Below are 15,931 nucleotides of genomic sequence, written 5' to 3'. Positions count from 1 at the left end.
TGAGGCCCCGCGTCCGGTAGATGGAACACCGTCTCACCGGCGGTCGAGGCCCGTACGTTGGTCGCGTTCTCCCCGACTCGAAAGGCACACCCATGACTCGCTGGACCCGGCGCCGCCCGCTCGCGGCCGCACTCGCCCTGGCCGCCGCGCTCACCGCGACCGCCGCCTGTGCGCCGTCCGGCGCCGGCAGCGGCGACAGCGACGGCCCTTCGCTGTCGCTCGTGGGCTTCGCGGTGCCGAAGGCCGGCAACAACGCCGCTCAGCAGGCCTTCGCTGAGACACCGGACGGCGCAGGTGTCACGTGGCAGGAGTCGTACGGCGCCTCCGGCGACCAGAGCCGCGCCGTCGCGTCGGGACTCGACGCCGACTACGTCCACTTCTCGGTGACGCCCGACGTGACGCGGCTCGTGGACGCCGGTCTCGTCGACGAGTCCTGGGACGACGGACCGAACAAGGGCATCGTGACCGACTCCGTCGTCGTGCTCGTAGTGCGCGAAGGCAACCCGAAGAACATCCAGGGGTGGGAGGACCTCGCCCGCGAGGACGTCGGCATCGTCACCCCGAACCCGGGATCGTCCGGGGCCGCGCGCTGGAACATTCTCGGCGCGTGGCAGCACGTCATCGGCAAGGGTGGAAGCGAAGCGGACGCCGAGACGTTCCTCGCCGCGGTCCTCGCGAACGTCAAGGCGTTCCCCGGCAGCGGCCGCGACGCGACGCAAGCGTTCCAGAGCGGGACGGGCGACGTCCTCATCTCCTACGAGAACGAGGCCATCCTCGCGCGACAGAACGGCGAGCCGATCGAGTACGTCGTGCCGCGCGACACCCTGCTCATCGAGAACCCGGCGGCCGTCCTCAAGGACGCCGATCCCGCCGCCAAGGCGTTCTTGGACTTCGTCCTCACACCGGAGGGCCAGGAGGCGTACGTCGCGAAGGGATTCCGGCCGTTGCGCACAGTCGACGGAGTGAAGCTCGGCGAGGTCGAGGGCGCGATGGACCCCGCGAACCCCTTCCCCGAGGTCGAGACGCTCTTCACGATCGATGACGACCTCGGCGGTTGGGAGGCCGTGAACAGCAAGTTCTTCGACGAGAGCGACGGCATCATCACGCGCCTTCAGGCGGCCGCGGGACTGCAGTCGTGACCGACCTGCTCACGTCGCCTTCGGGGACGACGCGGAGGCGTCGTCCCCGAAGGAGCGCCTCCACGCTCACCCGTCCGGCCGCGATCGGTCTGGGCGTCGGGGTCACGTGGTTCAGCATCCTGGTGCTGATCCCCCTCGCTCTCATCTCCTTCCAAGCGGCCGGCGGTGGCTGGGGCGTGTTCGTCGAGACCCTTGGCAACCCTCAGACCGCCTCCGCGATCGGCCTGACGGTCCGCCAGGCACTGCTCGTGACTCTGGTCAACGTCGTCATGGGCACTCTCATCGCCTGGGTGCTCGTGCGGGACCAGTTCTGGGGCAAGCGGGCGCTGGAGACCATCATCGACATCCCCTTCGCGCTGCCGACGATCGTGGCCGGCCTGGTACTGCTGAGCCTGTACGGGCCGGAGAGTCCGCTGGGAGTCGACGTCTCCAACACCTCGCACTCGGTGTTCCTCGCCCTGCTGTTCGTCACGTTGCCGTTCGTCGTGCGCGCGGTGCAGCCGGTCCTCATGGAACTCGAGCCCGAGGTGGAGGAGGCGGCGGCGTCGCTCGGCGCGAGCACGTTCACCACGTGGCGGCGCATCATCCTGCCCAGCCTCGCCCCCTCGATCGCTTCGGGCGCGACGCTCTCGTTCGCGCGCGGCATCAGCGAGTACGGCTCGCTCGTCCTGCTCTCGGGCAACTTGCCGTTCGAGTCCGAGGTGGCCTCCGTGCGCATCTTCACGTACGTCGAGAACGACAACCCGGCGGCGGCATCCGCGGTGGCCGTCATCCTGCTGGCCGTGGCCCTCGCCGCGATCGTCACGCTCAACCTGATCTCGCGGAGGGTGGCGCGGCATGGCTAGTCACGCGACCGGGCGCGGGCCGCGCCGCACTGCCGCCACCTACGTGCGCCGCGGGCTCGTGCTCGTCTACCTGTTCTTCCTCGTGGCGTGGCCGGTCTCGCTGGTCGTCACGCGGACGTTCGGGGACGGCAACCACCTCGCGTCGACGCTGCAGGACCCGGCCGTGGTCTTTGCGCTGCAGATGACCGTGGTCGTCGCCTTCTGGGCGGTCGTCATCAACACGGTGTTCGGCGTCGGAATGTCCCTGCTGATCGTGCGGTACGACTTCGCCGGCAAGGGGCTGCTCAACACGCTGCTCGACCTGCCGTTGTCCGTGTCGCCGGTCGTGATCGGTCTCGCCCTGCTGTTGGCGTACGGACCGCGCGATGGCTACTTCGCGCCCGTCCTCGACGCGATCAATCTCCAAGTCGTCTTCTCGGTACCCGGCATCATCATGGCGACGGCCTTCGTCAGTCTCCCCCTCGTGATCCGCGAGGTGGTCCCCGTTCTGCAGGAGATCGGCACCGAGCAGGAGCAGGCGGCGCGTTCGCTCGGGGCCGGCGGCTGGCAGACGTTCCGCCGCATCACGCTGCCCTCGATCCGCTGGGCACTCGTGTACGGCGTCGTGCTGAGTCTCGCACGCTCGCTCGGCGAGTTCGGCGCGGTGAAGATCGTCTCGGGCAACATCAGCCAGCAGACCCAGACCGCGACGCTCCTCGTGGAGGAGAAGTACCTCGAGTTCGAGCGGGGAGCGGCGTACGCCACGAGCTTCCTGCTGACTCTCATCGCTGTTGCCGCACTGGTCGTCGTCACCGTGCTGCGCCCCAAGGAGGAGAAGGCCTGATGGGTATCGAGATCGTCGGCGTCAACAAGTCGTTCGGTGACTTCGTCGCGCTCAGCGACATCGACCTCAGCATCCCGAGCGGCGGCCTGACGGCTCTGCTCGGGCCCAGCGGCGGAGGCAAGTCCACGCTGCTGCGCATCATCGCGGGATTGGAGACTGCTGACAGCGGCACCATCGAGATCGAGGGCCAGGACACCACGAACGTGCCGGCTCAGCGCCGCAACGTGGGGTTCGTCTTCCAGCACTACGCGGCGTTCAAGCACATGAGCGTCGCCAAGAACGTCGCCTTCGGCCTGGAGATCCGCAAACGGCCCAAGGCCGAGATCGCCCGCCGGGTCGAGGAACTGCTCGAACTCGTCCACCTCGAGCAGTTCGCCCACCGGCTCCCGGCGCAGCTGTCCGGCGGCCAACGGCAGCGGATGGCGCTAGCCCGCGCCTTGGCGATCGAGCCGAGCGTCCTGCTCCTCGACGAGCCGTTCGGCGCCCTCGACGCCAAGGTCCGCAAGGAGCTGCGCGACTGGCTAAGGCGGCTCCATGACGAGGTCCACGTGACCACGGTGTTCGTCACGCACGACCAGGAGGAGGCGCTGGAGGTCGCGGACACCATCGTGGTGATCAACGACGGCCGGATCGAGCAGGTGGGCACCCCCGACGACCTCTACGACAAGCCCGCGAGCGACTTCGTGCTGAGCTTCCTCGGCCCCGTGACGACGCTCGGAGACCGCCTCATCCGCCCCCACGACATCGAGATCTCCCGGGTGGAGCAGGCGGCGGTGGTCGACGGGCCGATCACCCGCTGGACCCGCGTCGGTTTCGAGATCCGGCTCGAGGTGACGCCGACCGACGCGCGCTACGCCCCCGTGCAGGTGAGCGTGACGCGCACGGAGGCGCACGCCCTGGGCCTGCATCCCGGTGATCACGTGTGGCTGCGTCCGGCGGTCGGCGCCCAGTCGGTCGTCAGCGCCTGAACCGGACGATCGACTCTCGACATCGGGCGCAACTCCCGGTTACAGTGGCCCTGGCTCGCTTCGTGAGCTACGTCACATCGGGGAGAATCATGTCGACACGTCTGTCTGCCGCGGTCATCGCGACCGTGTCCGTCCTGCTCACGCTCGTCGCCACGCCGGCCACTGCGGCGGCCCCGAACCCGGTGCCGCACCCGATCCGCTTCGCCCCGTGGGGCGAGGACTCCTCGTTCCCCGCCGCGTATGCGCGATCGATCTCCCACCCGGAACGCGATCCCCTCGGGGCGAACGATTGGGGGTGTCGTCCCAGCGCCGCGCACCCCCGGCGCGGTCGTCCTCGTGCATGGCACGTTCGAGAACGCGTACGCGAACTGGAACGGGCTCGCACCGATCCTCGCCGAACGGGGCTACTGCGTGTACGCACTCAATTACGGCAACTCCACGGGTATCGCGTTCCTCAACGGCACCGGCGACCTGATCGAGAACGCCGAGGAGATCGGGCCGTTCGTCGACCGAGTGCTCGCGAGCACCGGCGCCACTCAGGTCGATCTCGTCGGACACTCGCAGGGCGGGGCGATCTCCCGCTACTACGCCAACCTCATCGCCCCGGAGAAGGTCAACCAGGTGATCGGCCTGGCGCCCTCCAGCCACCCGACGACCCTCTCGGGCATCACCGAGTTGGGCAAACTGGTGCGGCTGTTCGGCGCTGCCATGGGCGTGCTGTACCTGGTCGAGCTGCCGGCGGCCGCTCAGCAGGCCGATCAGAGTCCCGCTCCCCAGGCGCCCTTCTATCAGCAGGTGAACGGCGGGGGCGAGACGATCCCCGGCATGTCCTACACGACGATCGTGACCCGGCGGGACCAGGTCGTGACGCCATGGCAACGCGGACAGATCACGGCCGGGCCCGGCGCCGACGTCGACAACATCGTCATCCAAGACGTCTGCGCCATCGACCAGTCCGAGCACGTGAGCCTTCCGTTCTCGAAGAACGTCGCGCAGATCGTGCTGAACAAGCTGGACCCCGACGACGAGCGCCGGGTCCGCTGCTACCCGCAGGCTCCGATCACCGGCAACACCCAGCTCATCGGGTGAGCTGACGCCGCTCGGCGGCGACCGCGACCAGCACGATGGCCAGTCCCGCCGCGGCGAGACCGGCGCCGACGAGGCTCGGCGCGGCGTAGCCGTACCCGGCGGCGATCACGAGTCCGCCGAGCCACGCGCCCAGGCCGTTGGCGACGTTGAGCGAGGAGTGGTTGAGCGCCGCTCCGAGCATCTGCGCGTCGCCTGCCGCGTGCATGAGCCGCAGCTGCAGTCCGATCGCCAGCACGCTGCCCAGCGCCCCGACGAGGAACACGAGCGCGATCATGGCCGGGCCCGAGGTCGCCACGAAGTAGAAGGCGATGAGGGCGGCGACACTCACGAGGAACCCGGCGACGAGTTGCCGCACGTTGTTCCAGTCGGCGAGGACGCCACCCAGCCAGGTGCCCGCGACCGAGCCGATGCCGAAGGCGAACAACACCCACGGGATCGTCGCACGAGAGAGCTCGGAGACGTCGGTGACGATGGGAGCGACGTAGCTGTACATCGCGAACACCCCGCCGAAGCCGATCATGCCGGCGGCGACGGCCAGCAACACTTGCGGCCGACGCAGGGCAGCGAGTTCGCGGCCGATCGTCGCGTCCGGGGTGCCCGGGACCCGGGCGACGAAGGCCCGGATCATCACGGCCGTGGCGATCGCGAGCACGACGACGAGCGCGTACGCGGCGCGCCAGCCGAGTTCTTGCCCGAGCCACGCGCTCAGGGGCACGCCGGCCACGGTCCCGACGGAGAGGCCCATCATGACCCGGCTGACCGCGCGGCCCTTCATCGACGGCGGCACCATCGCGGCGGCGAGCAGCGACGCGACGCCGAAGTAGGCTCCGTGCGGCAGGCCGGCGATGAAGCGCGACACCATGACCGGCACGTAACCCGAGGCGAGCGCGGTCAGGCCGTTGCCGACCGCGAGCCCGAGGACGAGGACGATGGCGAGTTCCCGCTTGGGGAGCTTGGCGCCGAGCGACACGATGAGCGGCGCACCCACCACGACACCGAAGGCGTAGGCCGTGATGACGTGGCCGGTGGTGGGGATCGAGCGGTCGATGCTCGCAGCGATGTCGGGCAGCAGTCCCATGGTGACGAACTCGGTCGTGCCGATGGCGAACCCGCCGAGGGCGAGCGCGACGATCGCCCACCAGACATGGGTGGGCCGCTGCGGCTGCGTGCGGACAGGAGCAGACGGCGTCACGGTCGAAGTGGTCACGGAAGTCGACAACGAGGCCCGTCCCGCTTCTGTTCCGGTGACCGTGCGTGAACCCTGTCACCCCTGGGGCGACGACTCAGATCTTCTCGAGGGGCGCGTACCGCAGCAGGAGCCGCTTGACGCCGGCGGACCCGAAGTCGACGCTCGCCACGGAGTTCTGGCCGGACCCTTCGAGCGCCACGACGGTGCCCATACCGAAGCTGTCGTGGGTGACCCGGTCGCCTGGCTGCAGCGCGACGATGTCGCGGGTGGCGCGGCGGGATTTGGCCGCCACCGTCGAGGAGCGGAAGGACTCACGACGCGCGGTGGCCGACGGCGTGCTCGGCGTCCACTGGGTCGGTGCGGTGCCCATGCGCCGCCAGTCGACGAGGTGGTCGGGGATCTCGTCGAGGAACCGCGACGCCGGGTTGTACGACGGCGCTCCCCATGCCGAACGCACCGTGGCCCGCGTGAGGTACAGCCGCTCGCGGGCGCGGGTGATGCCGACGTAGGCGAGCCGACGTTCCTCTTCGAGTTCTTTGGCGTCGCCCATCGAGCGCATGTGAGGGAAGACGCCGTCCTCCATGCCGGTGAGGAACACGACCGGGAACTCCAGCCCCTTGGCCGTATGCAGCGTCATCAACGTGACGACGCCTTCGCCCTCATCGGGGATCGCGTCGGCGTCGGCGACCAGCGCCACCTGCTCGAGGAAGGCCGCGAGCGAGCCGGGAGTCAGGTCGCCCTCCTCGGTGCCGCCGACCTCGTCGTCCTCGGTCAGCGTGGCGGCACCGGCGACGAACTCGCGCGCCACCGCCACGAGTTCGGCGAGGTTCTCGACGCGGGTCTCGTCCTGCGGGTCCCGGCTCTCCTCCAGCACCGTGAGGTAGCCCGAGCGGGTGAGCGCCGCCTCGAGCACGGCGTCGGCCGGGGCTCCGGACGCTGCGAGCTCCATGAGTCCGGCCATGACCTCGGTGAATCCGCTGATCGCCGAGCGGGAGCGCGTGGCGAGTTCGCCGATCTCCGCACAGCGGGTCATCGCTTCCCAGAAGCTGAGACCGTTGCGCGACGCGAACTGCTCGAGCGCCGTCTCGGCGCGGTCGCCGATGCCGCGCTTGGGCTCATTGAGAATGCGGCGCAGAGAGACGTCGTCCCGCGGGTTGACGAGCACCCGGATGTAGGCGAGCGCGTCGCGGATCTCCTTGCGCTCGTAGAAGCGCACTCCGCCGACGACGCGATACGGCAAGCCGACCCGGATGAACACTTCCTCGAACACCCGTGACTGCGCGTTGGTGCGGTAGAAGACCGCGACGTCCTTGGGCTGGGCCGCGCCGTCGTCGCCGAGCCGGTCGATCTCGTCGGCCACGAACTGGGCCTCGTCGCGCTCGTCGTCGGCGACGTAGCCGACCACGAGTTCACCGTCGCCCTCGGCGGACCACAGCTTCTTGTCCTTGCGTCCCTCGTTGCGGCTGATGAGGGCGTTGGCCGCCGACAGGATCGTCTGCGTGGAGCGGTAGTTCTGCTCCAGCAGCACCGTACGGGCCTGCGGGAAGTCGCTCTCGAACTCGAGGATGTTGCGGATGCTGGCGCCGCGGAAGGCGTAGATGGACTGGTCGGAGTCGCCGACGACCATGAGGTCGGACTCGGCGTCGCACAGCTCGCGGATGAGGGCGTACTGCGCGTGGTTGGTGTCCTGGTACTCGTCGACGAGCACGTGGCGGAAGCGGCGCCGGTAGGCCTCGCGCACGTCCGGCCAGGCCTGGAGCAGGTGGACGGTGTTCATGATGAGGTCGTCGAAGTCCATGGCGTTGGCCGCCTTGAGCCGCTGCTGGTACAGCGCGTAGCACTCGGCGTACGTCTGCTCCGTGGGCGTGGCCGCGCGGCGGGCGGCCTCCTCATGGTCGACGAGCTCGTTCTTGAGGTTGGAGACGTGGTGCAGCACGCCGCGCGGGTTGACCTTCTTGGGGTCGAGGTCCAGATCGCGGCACACGAGCGTCATGAGTCGACGAGCGTCAGCGGCGTCGTAGATGGTGAACGACGACGTGTAGCCGAATCGGTTGGCCTCGCGCCGCAGGATGCGCACGCATGCCGAGTGGAACGTGGACACCCACATCATGCGGGCGCGACCGCCCACGAGGTCGGCCACGCGCTCGCGCATCTCGGCGGCGGCCTTGTTGGTGAAGGTGATGGCGAGGATGGAGCCGGGATGTGCTCCCCGCGCGGCGATGAGCCAGGCGATGCGGCGCGTCAGCACCCGCGTCTTGCCCGATCCGGCACCGGCGACCACGAGAAGCGGTCCGCCGACGTGGCTGACTGCCTCGCGCTGGGCGTCGTTGAGACCTTCGAGCAGGCGGTCCGAGAGCGGTGCGGACCGCTCGCCGCCCGCTCGCGGCGACGACGGGGACGAGGGCACGGGAAACGGAAGAGACATCCCGTCCAGCCTAGTCGCCTCCGACGACAGGCAGTGTTACCACCGAAGCGACACAATGGAGCCATGGAATGGACGATCAACGCCGATGCTTCCGCTCCACCGTTCGAGCAGTTGCGTCAGCAGATCGCCGCGGCCGTCGCCGCCGGCGAGTTGTCACCCGGCGAGCGGCTGCCGACGGTGCGCGCGCTGGCCACTGACATGGGCCTCGCCGTCAACACGGTCGCTCGCGCCTACCGGGAGCTGGAGTCCATGGGCGTGATCCGCACCGAGGGGCGTCGAGGCTCGTTCGTCTCCACCCCGCAGGACGACGACCACGCCGACGCGGCCGCCGCGGCCGCCGACTTCGTCAAGACCGCCCAGCGTCTCGGCCTGCGCCGCAGCGAGGCCGTCCACCTCGTCGAGCGGCACTGGTAGGCCCGGCGCCGATCAGATGAGCCGTCGGTCGTTGGCCCACCGGGTGAGCTCATGGCGGCTCGACAACTGCAGCTTGCGCAGCACGTTGGACACATGCGTCTCGACGGTCTTGATCGAGATGAACAGCTCCTTGGCCACTTCCTTGTAGGCGTAGCCACGCGCGATGAGCCGCATGACCTCCCGCTCGCGCTCCGTGAGTCGATCGAGGTCCTCGTCGACCTGCGCCACGTCGATCGTCCCGGCGAACGCGTCGAGGACGAAGCCCGCGAGCCGCGGCGAGAACACGGCGTCACCGCCGGCGACCCGCTCGATCGCGTCGATGAGCTCGGCCGCCGAGATGTTCTTGGTGACGTAGCCGCGAGCTCCGGCTCGGATCACTCCGATGACGTCCTCGGCGGCGTCGCTGACCGAGAGCGCGAGGTACGTGGTGGCCGGCAGCTGCCGGACGACCTCCGGCCCTCCCCCACCCGGCATGTGAACGTCGAGCAGGACGACGTCGGGCCGCTGCTCTCCGATGACCTGCACGGCGGACGGCACGTCGTCGGCTTCCCCCACGATCTGGACGCGGCCCGTGCCGAGCCGCTCGAGTTCGGCGCGCACGCCGCTGCGGAACATCGCGTGGTCGTCGACGACCACGACCCTCAACTCGCTCATGCTTCTCGGCTCTCTTCCTGAGTGGTCGTTTCGCGCAGCGGCATCGTCAGCACGACCTCCGTGCCCTCGCCGGGCGTGGACTTGATCCGGGTGTCACCGCCGTGGCGGCGCATCCGCTCGACCATCGAGCCGCGGATCCCTTGCCGGTCGTCGGGGATCTGGTCGGGGTCGAAGCCCACGCCGCGGTCGCGCACGAAGACCTCCGCACTCGCCCCGGCGACTTCGGAGTACACGTCGATCCGACCGACTCCAGCGTGCTTCGCTGCGTTCACCATCGCTTCACGCGCGGCACGCACGAGGGCGGCGACATCGGAGGACATGGGGGCGTCCCCGACGGCCACCAGCTCGACGGGGACCTGGTGCGCCGTCTCGACGTCGCCGGCCTCGGCGCGAAGGCCCGCGACGAGCGTCGACCCGGCCGGCGCCTCGTCGCCGTAGAGCCAGTCGCGCAGTTCGCGCTCCTGACGGCGGGCGAGCGTCGCCACGGCTGCCGGATCGTGAGCGTTCTTCTGCAGCAGCGCGAGGGTCTGGAGGACCGAGTCGTGCAGATGCGCGGCCATGTCGGCTCGTTCTTGGGAGCGGATGCGCTGACGCCGCTCCTCGCCGAGGTCGTGCCACAGGCTCGAGATCCACGGGCCGAGGATCAGCACGAGGCCGATCATCGCGACGGCGACCGCAGCGACGAGGTCGAGCGTCGCGCTCCAGCCGCGGCCCTCCGACATCACGAAGATCGCAGCGAGACCCACGAGCGCCACACCGGCGGCGATCCGGCCGACGTGACCGGGGCCCGAGGTCTGCCGCAGCCACGAGTTCCAGGCCGCGTCATCGAGTTGCCGCCACACGAGCGCGATGCCGACCACGCCCACGAGGACGGGCACCAGCACATGGGATGAAGGGCCGCGGCCCACCACCGACAGCAGCGTGAAGACACCGAGGCCGACCGCGCCGATGGCCACCGTCTGGGCGATCTCGCGGCGACCGAGCCGGTCGCTGCCCCGCAACCCGGCGCGAGTCGCCGACTCGACGCCCGGCGCATCGTCGGGGGTGGCCAACGGCAGGAAACGCCAGAGCAGCAGGTACGCCAGGATGCCGGCGCCGTTGAACCACGTCGCGACGATGAACCCGATCCGCACCCAGACCACGGGGACGGCGAGATGGTCCGCGAGCCCGGCCGCGACGCCGCCCACCACGCGGCGATCCGCCGGCCGGGACGCGCGGCGGTAGGCGGGGACGGTCGTGGTCACGAGAACGATCGTCACACGTGCGCGGTGACGCACGCCAGCAGGACCAGCCCCCAGGACACCCCGAGCGGACCCCGGGGAAGCTCAGGGGAACACCCGATGGTCTGCAGACCGCTCGCCGATGAGGATGGAGCTATGAACGATCAGCAGACCACCGGCCAGCCGGGAGGCGATCCCGCCTCGTCACGGCGGCTCCAGGACTTCGCGTCCGTCCGTCGGCCTCACGACGACCGGATGATCGCGGGCGTCTCGACCGCCGTCGGCCGATGGTGGAACATCGACCCGGTCATCGTGCGCGTCGGCTTCGTCGTCCTGGCGTTCATCGGTCTCGCCGGCTTCATCCTCTATGCCGCGGCCTGGCTCCTCCTTCCCGACGAGGGCAAGGACCGCAGCATCGTCGGCGAGGCGTTCGGCCTCGGCGAGAACGACGAGCAGGTGCGCACCATCGGTCTCATCGCCGCCGCTGCGCTCGCGGCGGCGGCCGTCCTGGGCGACAGCGCCTGGGGCTTCAGCGACTGGAGTTGGGCGGCCGTCTGGATCGCCATCTGGATCGGCGTTCCGATCGCGTTCCTGTACTGGCTGGTCAAAGGCCGCCGTGACGCTCGGGCGCAGGTTCCGCCGCCTCCGCCCCCGACGCCCGGCCCGCCCGCCGCGGGCCCCGATCCCGCTCCGTTCAGAGAGGACGACACCGTGACCATCGACCAGACGCTCCCCGTCCGGTATGACCCGCCCGCCGGACCGCCGCCGGGCCAGGGACCGGGCGAGCCGTCGGCGGGCGCTTCCCCGCCGCCCCCGCAGACCCCTCGCCGCACGTGGTCCCCCGCGCTGTTCCTCGGCACGCTCTCCCTGACGTTCATCGCCTGGGGCGCGCTGTGGATCTGGTCGCTGCAGACCGAGCCGGTCGCCGCCCCGGTGTACGTCCTGGTCGCCCTGGTGATCACGGCTCTCGGCCTCCTCGTCGGCAGCGTGGTCGGTGACGCGGGCCTGTTGATCCCCTTCGGCCTCATCCTCGCCCTCGCGCTCGCCGTGACCTCGGCACTCCCCTCCGCTCGAGCCGGAGACCATCGGTTCGTCCCCGTGAACGCCGAGCAGGCGACCCGCACGCTCGAGGTCGGCGCAGGACAACTGCGCTACGACCTCACCGAGGTCCGCGACCTGGACGATCTCGCCGGCAAATCGGTGCAGATCACCCACGGCGCTGGCGTCGTCCGGGTCGTCGTGCCGGAGGAACTGGACGTCAACGTGGACGCACGCATCCGCTGGGGCGGCCAGGTCAGCGTCTTCGCCCGGCATGACGAAGGGTGGGACGCACGCGTCGAGGTGCCATCCGACAGCGACGACGCCTTCACGATCGACATCACCAGCACCGTCGGAGTTATCGAGGTGGTCCGAGCATGACAACGCACCCTTTCCGCCTACTGCCGTTCCTCTCCGGAGTGCTGTTCCTGCTGATCGCGGCAGGATGGTTCGCAGCGGACAGTGGCCTGTTGACCCGAGATGAACTACGCCTCGCCGGCCCGATCACGCTCATCGTGCTCGGACTCCTCGGTGTGGCGGCAACCTTCAGGAGTAGGAAATGAACGACAAGAAGAAGCTCCAGCGCAGCCGCAGCGACAAGTGGCTCGGCGGCGTCTGCGGAGGACTCGCGGCGTACACGGGGTGGGACGTCAACATCGTCCGGCTCCTCGTCGTCCTGCTGACGCTGGTCAGCACCGGCACCGGCCTCATCGCCTACATCGCCGCCTGGGTCCTCCTGCCGGAGGAGACCATCACCTACTGAGCCGTCACACGATCCGCGTCGCGCCTTCGCGACGCGGATCGGCGGCTGCGTGGAGCCGGCCCTCGTGATCGCGCAGGGTGGCTCCCACTCCCCCGAAGTACATCGAGGGCTCCTGCTCGACCTTGAGCTCCTCGTCGGGACACCCCGCACGGTGCAGGTGGACCCGCGGATGATCGATCGCGGCCTGGAGGTCGAGCCCCGAGAGGAAACCGGTCACGACCTGCGCGATCGCGGTCGTGATCCGGTCCGCACCAGGGGAGCCGATCGCGAGTGAGGCCCCCTGCCGATCGTGACCGACCGTCGGGGCCATGTTGGACAGCAGACGGGTTCCCGGCTCCAGACCGTGGAGGCCGCGCGGGTTCAGCTCCTGCTCGCCCAGACAGTTGTTCAGCCAGATGCCCGTGCCGCGGGCGATCATCCCGGAGCCGTAGCCCGAGGAGACCGTGATCGCGCAGGCGTTGCCGTCCGTGTCGGTGGCGGAGATGTGAGCCGTGGAACCGGACTCCAGCACGGCCAGGCCCTCGCGGTCCACGAGGTCGAGGAAGGCGGCGGCGTCCCGCGCGAGGTCCTCGCTGCGGTCGAACACCCGCAGCCGTTCACCGAGCACGCGCCGCTGCACCGCGACGAGGTGCTCGCGGTCGTCGAGCCCCCGCCCGCCCATGAGCCGCAGCATCGCGGCCACCACCGCTCCCCCGACCGCGGGCGGCGGGTTGGTCCCGAGCGCCCACGGCCCTACCTCGGCCCGCAGCGAGGGGCGGACCACCGCCTCGTACGCGGCGAGGTCGGCGCGGCTCAGCAGACCGCCGCGATCGAGCACGTCGTCGCTGATGGCCCGGGCCAGATCCCCGTCATACATCGTGCGCGGACCGGCGTCCGCGAGGTGGGTCAGGGTGTCGGCGAGATCGGGGACGACGAGCGAGCCGTCGCGCAGCCCGGTCACCGGGTCGTACAGCGCCGCTCGACTCGCGTCGTCCCAGCCGAAGATGCTGTCGCGGACGTACTGCAGGTAGTAGCGAGACGCCGAACCCAGCCGGAAGCCGTCACGGGCCACCTCGATCGAGGGGGCGACGAGTTCGCGCCACGGCAGGGTGCCCCAGCGTCAGTGTGTCTCTTCGAACGCCGCGACTGCCCCGTGCGTCGCCACCGCACCGGGACCGATGGTGATGGTGACGCCGCCGCCGTACTCGGTCTCCACGTCCCAGGTGCCCTGCCCCGGCTCCATCGGGGACTGTTCCGTCGACCTGCGACCGGGCATGTCCATCCAGCCGTCGACGGTCACCGGGTCGGAGCCGTCGGCCGGTTGCACCGTGACGAAGCCGCCGGAGCTGAGCGACACGAGGCCGACCTCGTTGACCATCGTCACGAGGCTGGCGGCGATCGCGGCGTCGACGGCGTTGCCGCCCGATTCGGCCGTCACTGCGGCGGCATCGGCCGCGGCGGCGTTGGGAGCGGCGACGGCAACCCGGCGGGTCACTCCCACTCGATGGTTCCCGGCGGCTTGCTCGTGACGTCGAGCACGACCCGGTTCACCTCATCCACCTCGTTGGTGATGCGGGTGGAGATCTGCTCGAGGACGTCGTACGGCAGGCGACCCCAGTCCGCGGTCATGGCGTCCTCGCTCGTGACCGGGCGCAGCACGATCGGGTGGCCGTACGTGCGGCCGTCACCCTGCACGCCCACCGACCGCACGTCGGCGAGCAGCACGACTGGGAACTGCCAGATCTCGGCGTCGAGGCCGGCAGCGGTCGTCTCCTCACGCACGATCGCGTCGGCCGCGCGCAGGATGCGCAGGCGGTCCGCGTCGACCGCGCCCACGATGCGGATCGCGAGGCCGGGGCCGGGGAAGGGATGGCGGTTGACGATGCCCGGCGGCAGGCCGAGTTGGCGGCCGACCTCGCGGACCTCGTCCTTGAACAGGGTTCGCAGCGGCTCGATGAGACCGAACTCGAGATCTTCGGGAAGGCCGCCGACGTTGTGGTGACTCTTGATGTTGGCCGCACCTTCACCGCCGCCGGACTCGACGACGTCGGGGTACAGCGTGCCCTGGACGAGGAAGCGCACGGGCTGGCCTTCGGGTGCGGCCTCGACGACCTCCCGCTCGGCCTGCTCGAACACGCGGATGAACTCGCGTCCGATGATCTTGCGCTTCTCCTCGGGGTCCGAGACGCCGGCGAGGTGGCCGAGGAAGCGGTCGGCCGCGTCCACGACCTTGAGGTCGACGCCGGTCGCGGCGACGAAGTCCTGTTCGACCTGCTCCGCCTCACCTTCGCGCAGGAGTCCGTGATCGACGAACACACAGGTCAGCTGGTCGCCGATCGCCCGCTGCACGAGCGCCGCGGCGACGGCGGAGTCGACGCCGCCGGACAGGCCGCAGATGACGCGCGCGTCGCCCACCTCGGCGCGGATCTTCTCGACCTGCTCGTCGACGATGTTGACGCTCGTCCACGTCTGGCGGCAGCCCGCGATGTCGACGAGGAACCGCTCGAGGATCTGTTGTCCGTGTTCGGAGTGCAGCACCTCGGGGTGCCACTGCACGCCGGCGAGCCGGCGGCCGGTGTCCTCGAAGGCCGCGACCGTGGCACGCGGCGACTTGGCGTTGACCCGGAATCCCTCCGGCGCGGCGACGACCTCGTCGCCGTGCGACATCCAGGAGACGAGCTCCTCGGGCAGTCCCTGCAGCAGGGTGCCGCGGTCGAGCACGTTGACGCGCGTGCGGCCGTATTCGCGCTGTCCCGTGCGGGCGACCTGCCCGCCGAGGGCCTGCGCCATGGCCATGAAGCCGTAGCAGATGCCGAACACGGGAACGTCCGCGTCGACGATCTGGGGGTCGAGCTGCGGTGCGCCGGGTTCGTAGACCGATGACGGGCCTCCGGACAGGATGATCGCCTTCGGTTCCTTGGCGAGCATCTCCCCCAGCGGCATCGTGTGCGGCACGATCTCGGAGTACACCTTCGCCTCACGCACGCGCCGCGCAATCAGCTGGGCGTACTGGGCACCGAAGTCGACGACGAGGACGAGGTCATGGTCGAGGCTCACTGTTCGATTCTAGAGTCGACCCCTTCCTCCCCCACCCCCGGACCACAGAGATGTGGGCAGTCCCACGGCAATCGACCCGACGAGGTCTCGCTCCGCTACCCTCCGCAGAGCTCCGGCCCACTCGACCACCTATGACCGGTTGAGGTGGTCGAGTAGCGGCGAGCTCTGCGAGCAGCAATGGGGCCGTGGCAGTGAGGGCGTAGCCGCCACGGAGCGAGACCACGTGGGCGCTGTGCACACGGTCGCGAAAGTGTCGGTGGCCTTCTCTAGATTAGGAACATGATCGAGAGCACCCCGGACGCGCAGGTGGCCTTCATGGCCGGACTGC

The 15,931-nt window shown here is 69.9% G+C and carries 14 protein-coding genes and 1 pseudogene; 8 read left to right on the top strand and 7 right to left on the bottom strand.

All coding sequences use genetic code 11. The features are described 5' to 3' along the window. The first annotated feature begins 92 nt into the window (after positions 1-92). From EHW97_RS06770 to EHW97_RS06750, 5 genes are all read left to right on the top strand, one after another. Positions 93-1,139, top strand: a complete 1,047-nt coding sequence (locus EHW97_RS06770; protein ID WP_124236409.1) for a sulfate ABC transporter substrate-binding protein — start codon at positions 93-95, stop codon at positions 1,137-1,139. Beyond that, positions 1,136-1,984, top strand: coding sequence for a sulfate ABC transporter permease subunit CysT (cysT, locus tag EHW97_RS06765; protein ID WP_124236408.1), 849 nt, complete (start codon positions 1,136-1,138; stop codon positions 1,982-1,984). Before EHW97_RS06770 ends, cysT begins: the two co-directional genes overlap by 4 nt. After that, a complete protein-coding gene (locus tag EHW97_RS06760) occupies positions 1,977-2,807 on the top strand; it encodes a sulfate ABC transporter permease (RefSeq protein WP_124236407.1) in 831 nt (276 codons plus the stop codon). Before cysT ends, EHW97_RS06760 begins: the two co-directional genes overlap by 8 nt. Beyond that, entirely contained in the window at positions 2,807-3,775 is a 969-nt protein-coding gene (locus EHW97_RS06755; protein WP_124236406.1) for a sulfate/molybdate ABC transporter ATP-binding protein, read from the top strand. The genes EHW97_RS06760 and EHW97_RS06755 overlap by 1 nt, the downstream gene beginning before the upstream one ends. A gap of 240 nt (positions 3,776-4,015) precedes the next feature. Beyond that, positions 4,016-4,864: an esterase/lipase family protein gene (locus EHW97_RS06750; RefSeq protein WP_124236405.1), complete on the top strand. Its 849-nt coding sequence runs from the start codon at positions 4,016-4,018 to the stop codon at positions 4,862-4,864. On the opposite strand, the gene EHW97_RS06745 is transcribed toward EHW97_RS06750, so the two are convergent. Beyond that, positions 4,854-6,071: an MFS transporter gene (locus EHW97_RS06745; protein WP_243696328.1), complete on the bottom strand. Its 1,218-nt coding sequence runs from the start codon at positions 6,069-6,071 to the stop codon at positions 4,854-4,856. The two genes, EHW97_RS06750 and EHW97_RS06745, sit on opposite strands and share 11 nt — an antisense overlap. A 76-nt stretch (positions 6,072-6,147) precedes the next feature. Beyond that, positions 6,148-8,478, bottom strand: a complete 2,331-nt coding sequence (gene pcrA, locus EHW97_RS06740) for a DNA helicase PcrA (protein WP_124236404.1) — start codon at positions 8,476-8,478, stop codon at positions 6,148-6,150. A 63-nt stretch (positions 8,479-8,541) separates the two neighbouring features. On the opposite strand from pcrA, the gene EHW97_RS06735 reads away from it, so the two are divergent. Then, the gene (locus EHW97_RS06735; protein ID WP_124236403.1) at positions 8,542-8,892 is read left to right on the top strand and encodes a GntR family transcriptional regulator; all 351 of its coding nucleotides are present in this window, start codon (positions 8,542-8,544) and stop codon (positions 8,890-8,892) included. A 12-nt stretch (positions 8,893-8,904) separates the two neighbouring features. On the opposite strand, the gene EHW97_RS06730 is transcribed toward EHW97_RS06735, so the two are convergent. Continuing rightward, positions 8,905-9,546 carry a response regulator gene (locus tag EHW97_RS06730; protein ID WP_124236402.1) on the bottom strand — a complete coding sequence of 214 codons (642 nt, stop codon included), beginning with the start codon at positions 9,544-9,546 and terminating at the stop codon, positions 8,905-8,907. After that, positions 9,543-10,790: an ATP-binding protein gene (locus EHW97_RS06725; RefSeq protein ID WP_124236401.1), complete on the bottom strand. Its 1,248-nt coding sequence runs from the start codon at positions 10,788-10,790 to the stop codon at positions 9,543-9,545. The genes EHW97_RS06730 and EHW97_RS06725 overlap by 4 nt, the downstream gene beginning before the upstream one ends. Before the next feature lie 132 nt (positions 10,791-10,922). Here EHW97_RS06725 and EHW97_RS06720 point away from each other — a divergent pair, with 132 nt between their 5' ends. After that, positions 10,923-12,185 (top strand): PspC domain-containing protein, encoded by a 1,263-nt coding sequence (locus tag EHW97_RS06720; protein WP_166367419.1) that lies wholly within the window; start codon positions 10,923-10,925, stop codon positions 12,183-12,185. Between the two features lie 178 nt (positions 12,186-12,363). Next, positions 12,364-12,567: a PspC domain-containing protein gene (locus tag EHW97_RS06715; protein WP_124236399.1), complete on the top strand. Its 204-nt coding sequence runs from the start codon at positions 12,364-12,366 to the stop codon at positions 12,565-12,567. Between the two features lie 4 nt (positions 12,568-12,571). Here EHW97_RS06715 and EHW97_RS15955 read toward each other — a convergent pair whose 3' ends face one another. From EHW97_RS15955 to guaA, 3 genes and pseudogenes are all read right to left on the bottom strand, one after another. After that, positions 12,572-13,228: a gamma-glutamyltransferase gene (locus EHW97_RS15955; protein ID WP_243696337.1), complete on the bottom strand. Its 657-nt coding sequence runs from the start codon at positions 13,226-13,228 to the stop codon at positions 12,572-12,574. Beyond that, positions 13,223-13,984, bottom strand: a pseudogene (locus EHW97_RS15950) (gamma-glutamyltransferase); the annotation flags it as partial. The gene EHW97_RS15955 and the pseudogene EHW97_RS15950, both read right to left, overlap by 6 nt. Positions 13,985-14,037: 53 nt before the next feature. Next, on the bottom strand, positions 14,038-15,603 hold the full coding sequence (gene guaA / locus EHW97_RS06705; RefSeq protein WP_124236398.1) for a glutamine-hydrolyzing GMP synthase: 1,566 nt from the start codon (positions 15,601-15,603) through the stop codon (positions 14,038-14,040). Positions 15,604-15,931 lie beyond the last annotated feature (328 nt).

The sequence above is a fragment of the Aeromicrobium camelliae genome (assembly GCF_003850045.1).
Taxonomy (GTDB): Bacteria; Actinomycetota; Actinomycetes; order Propionibacteriales; family Nocardioidaceae; genus Aeromicrobium; species Aeromicrobium camelliae.
The sequence above is the reverse complement of the archived record's forward strand: the minus strand, read 5'-3'. Positions and strand labels throughout refer to the sequence as shown.

Coding starts and splice junctions, on each gene's coding strand:
- EHW97_RS06755 (WP_124236406.1), top strand. CDS start 2,807: ATGGGTATCGAGATCGTCGGCGTCAACAAGTCGTTCGGTGACTTCGTC.
- EHW97_RS15955 (WP_243696337.1), bottom strand. CDS start 13,228: ATGGGCGGGCGGGGGCTCGACGACCGCGAGCACCTCGTCGCGGTGCAG.
- EHW97_RS06760 (WP_124236407.1), top strand. CDS start 1,977: ATGGCTAGTCACGCGACCGGGCGCGGGCCGCGCCGCACTGCCGCCACC.
- EHW97_RS06770 (WP_124236409.1), top strand. CDS start 93: ATGACTCGCTGGACCCGGCGCCGCCCGCTCGCGGCCGCACTCGCCCTG.
- EHW97_RS06750 (WP_124236405.1), top strand. CDS start 4,016: ATGCGCGATCGATCTCCCACCCGGAACGCGATCCCCTCGGGGCGAACG.
- EHW97_RS06720 (WP_166367419.1), top strand. CDS start 10,923: ATGAACGATCAGCAGACCACCGGCCAGCCGGGAGGCGATCCCGCCTCG.
- EHW97_RS06735 (WP_124236403.1), top strand. CDS start 8,542: ATGGAATGGACGATCAACGCCGATGCTTCCGCTCCACCGTTCGAGCAG.
- EHW97_RS06730 (WP_124236402.1), bottom strand. CDS start 9,546: ATGAGCGAGTTGAGGGTCGTGGTCGTCGACGACCACGCGATGTTCCGC.
- pcrA (WP_124236404.1), bottom strand. CDS start 8,478: ATGTCTCTTCCGTTTCCCGTGCCCTCGTCCCCGTCGTCGCCGCGAGCG.
- EHW97_RS06715 (WP_124236399.1), top strand. CDS start 12,364: ATGAACGACAAGAAGAAGCTCCAGCGCAGCCGCAGCGACAAGTGGCTC.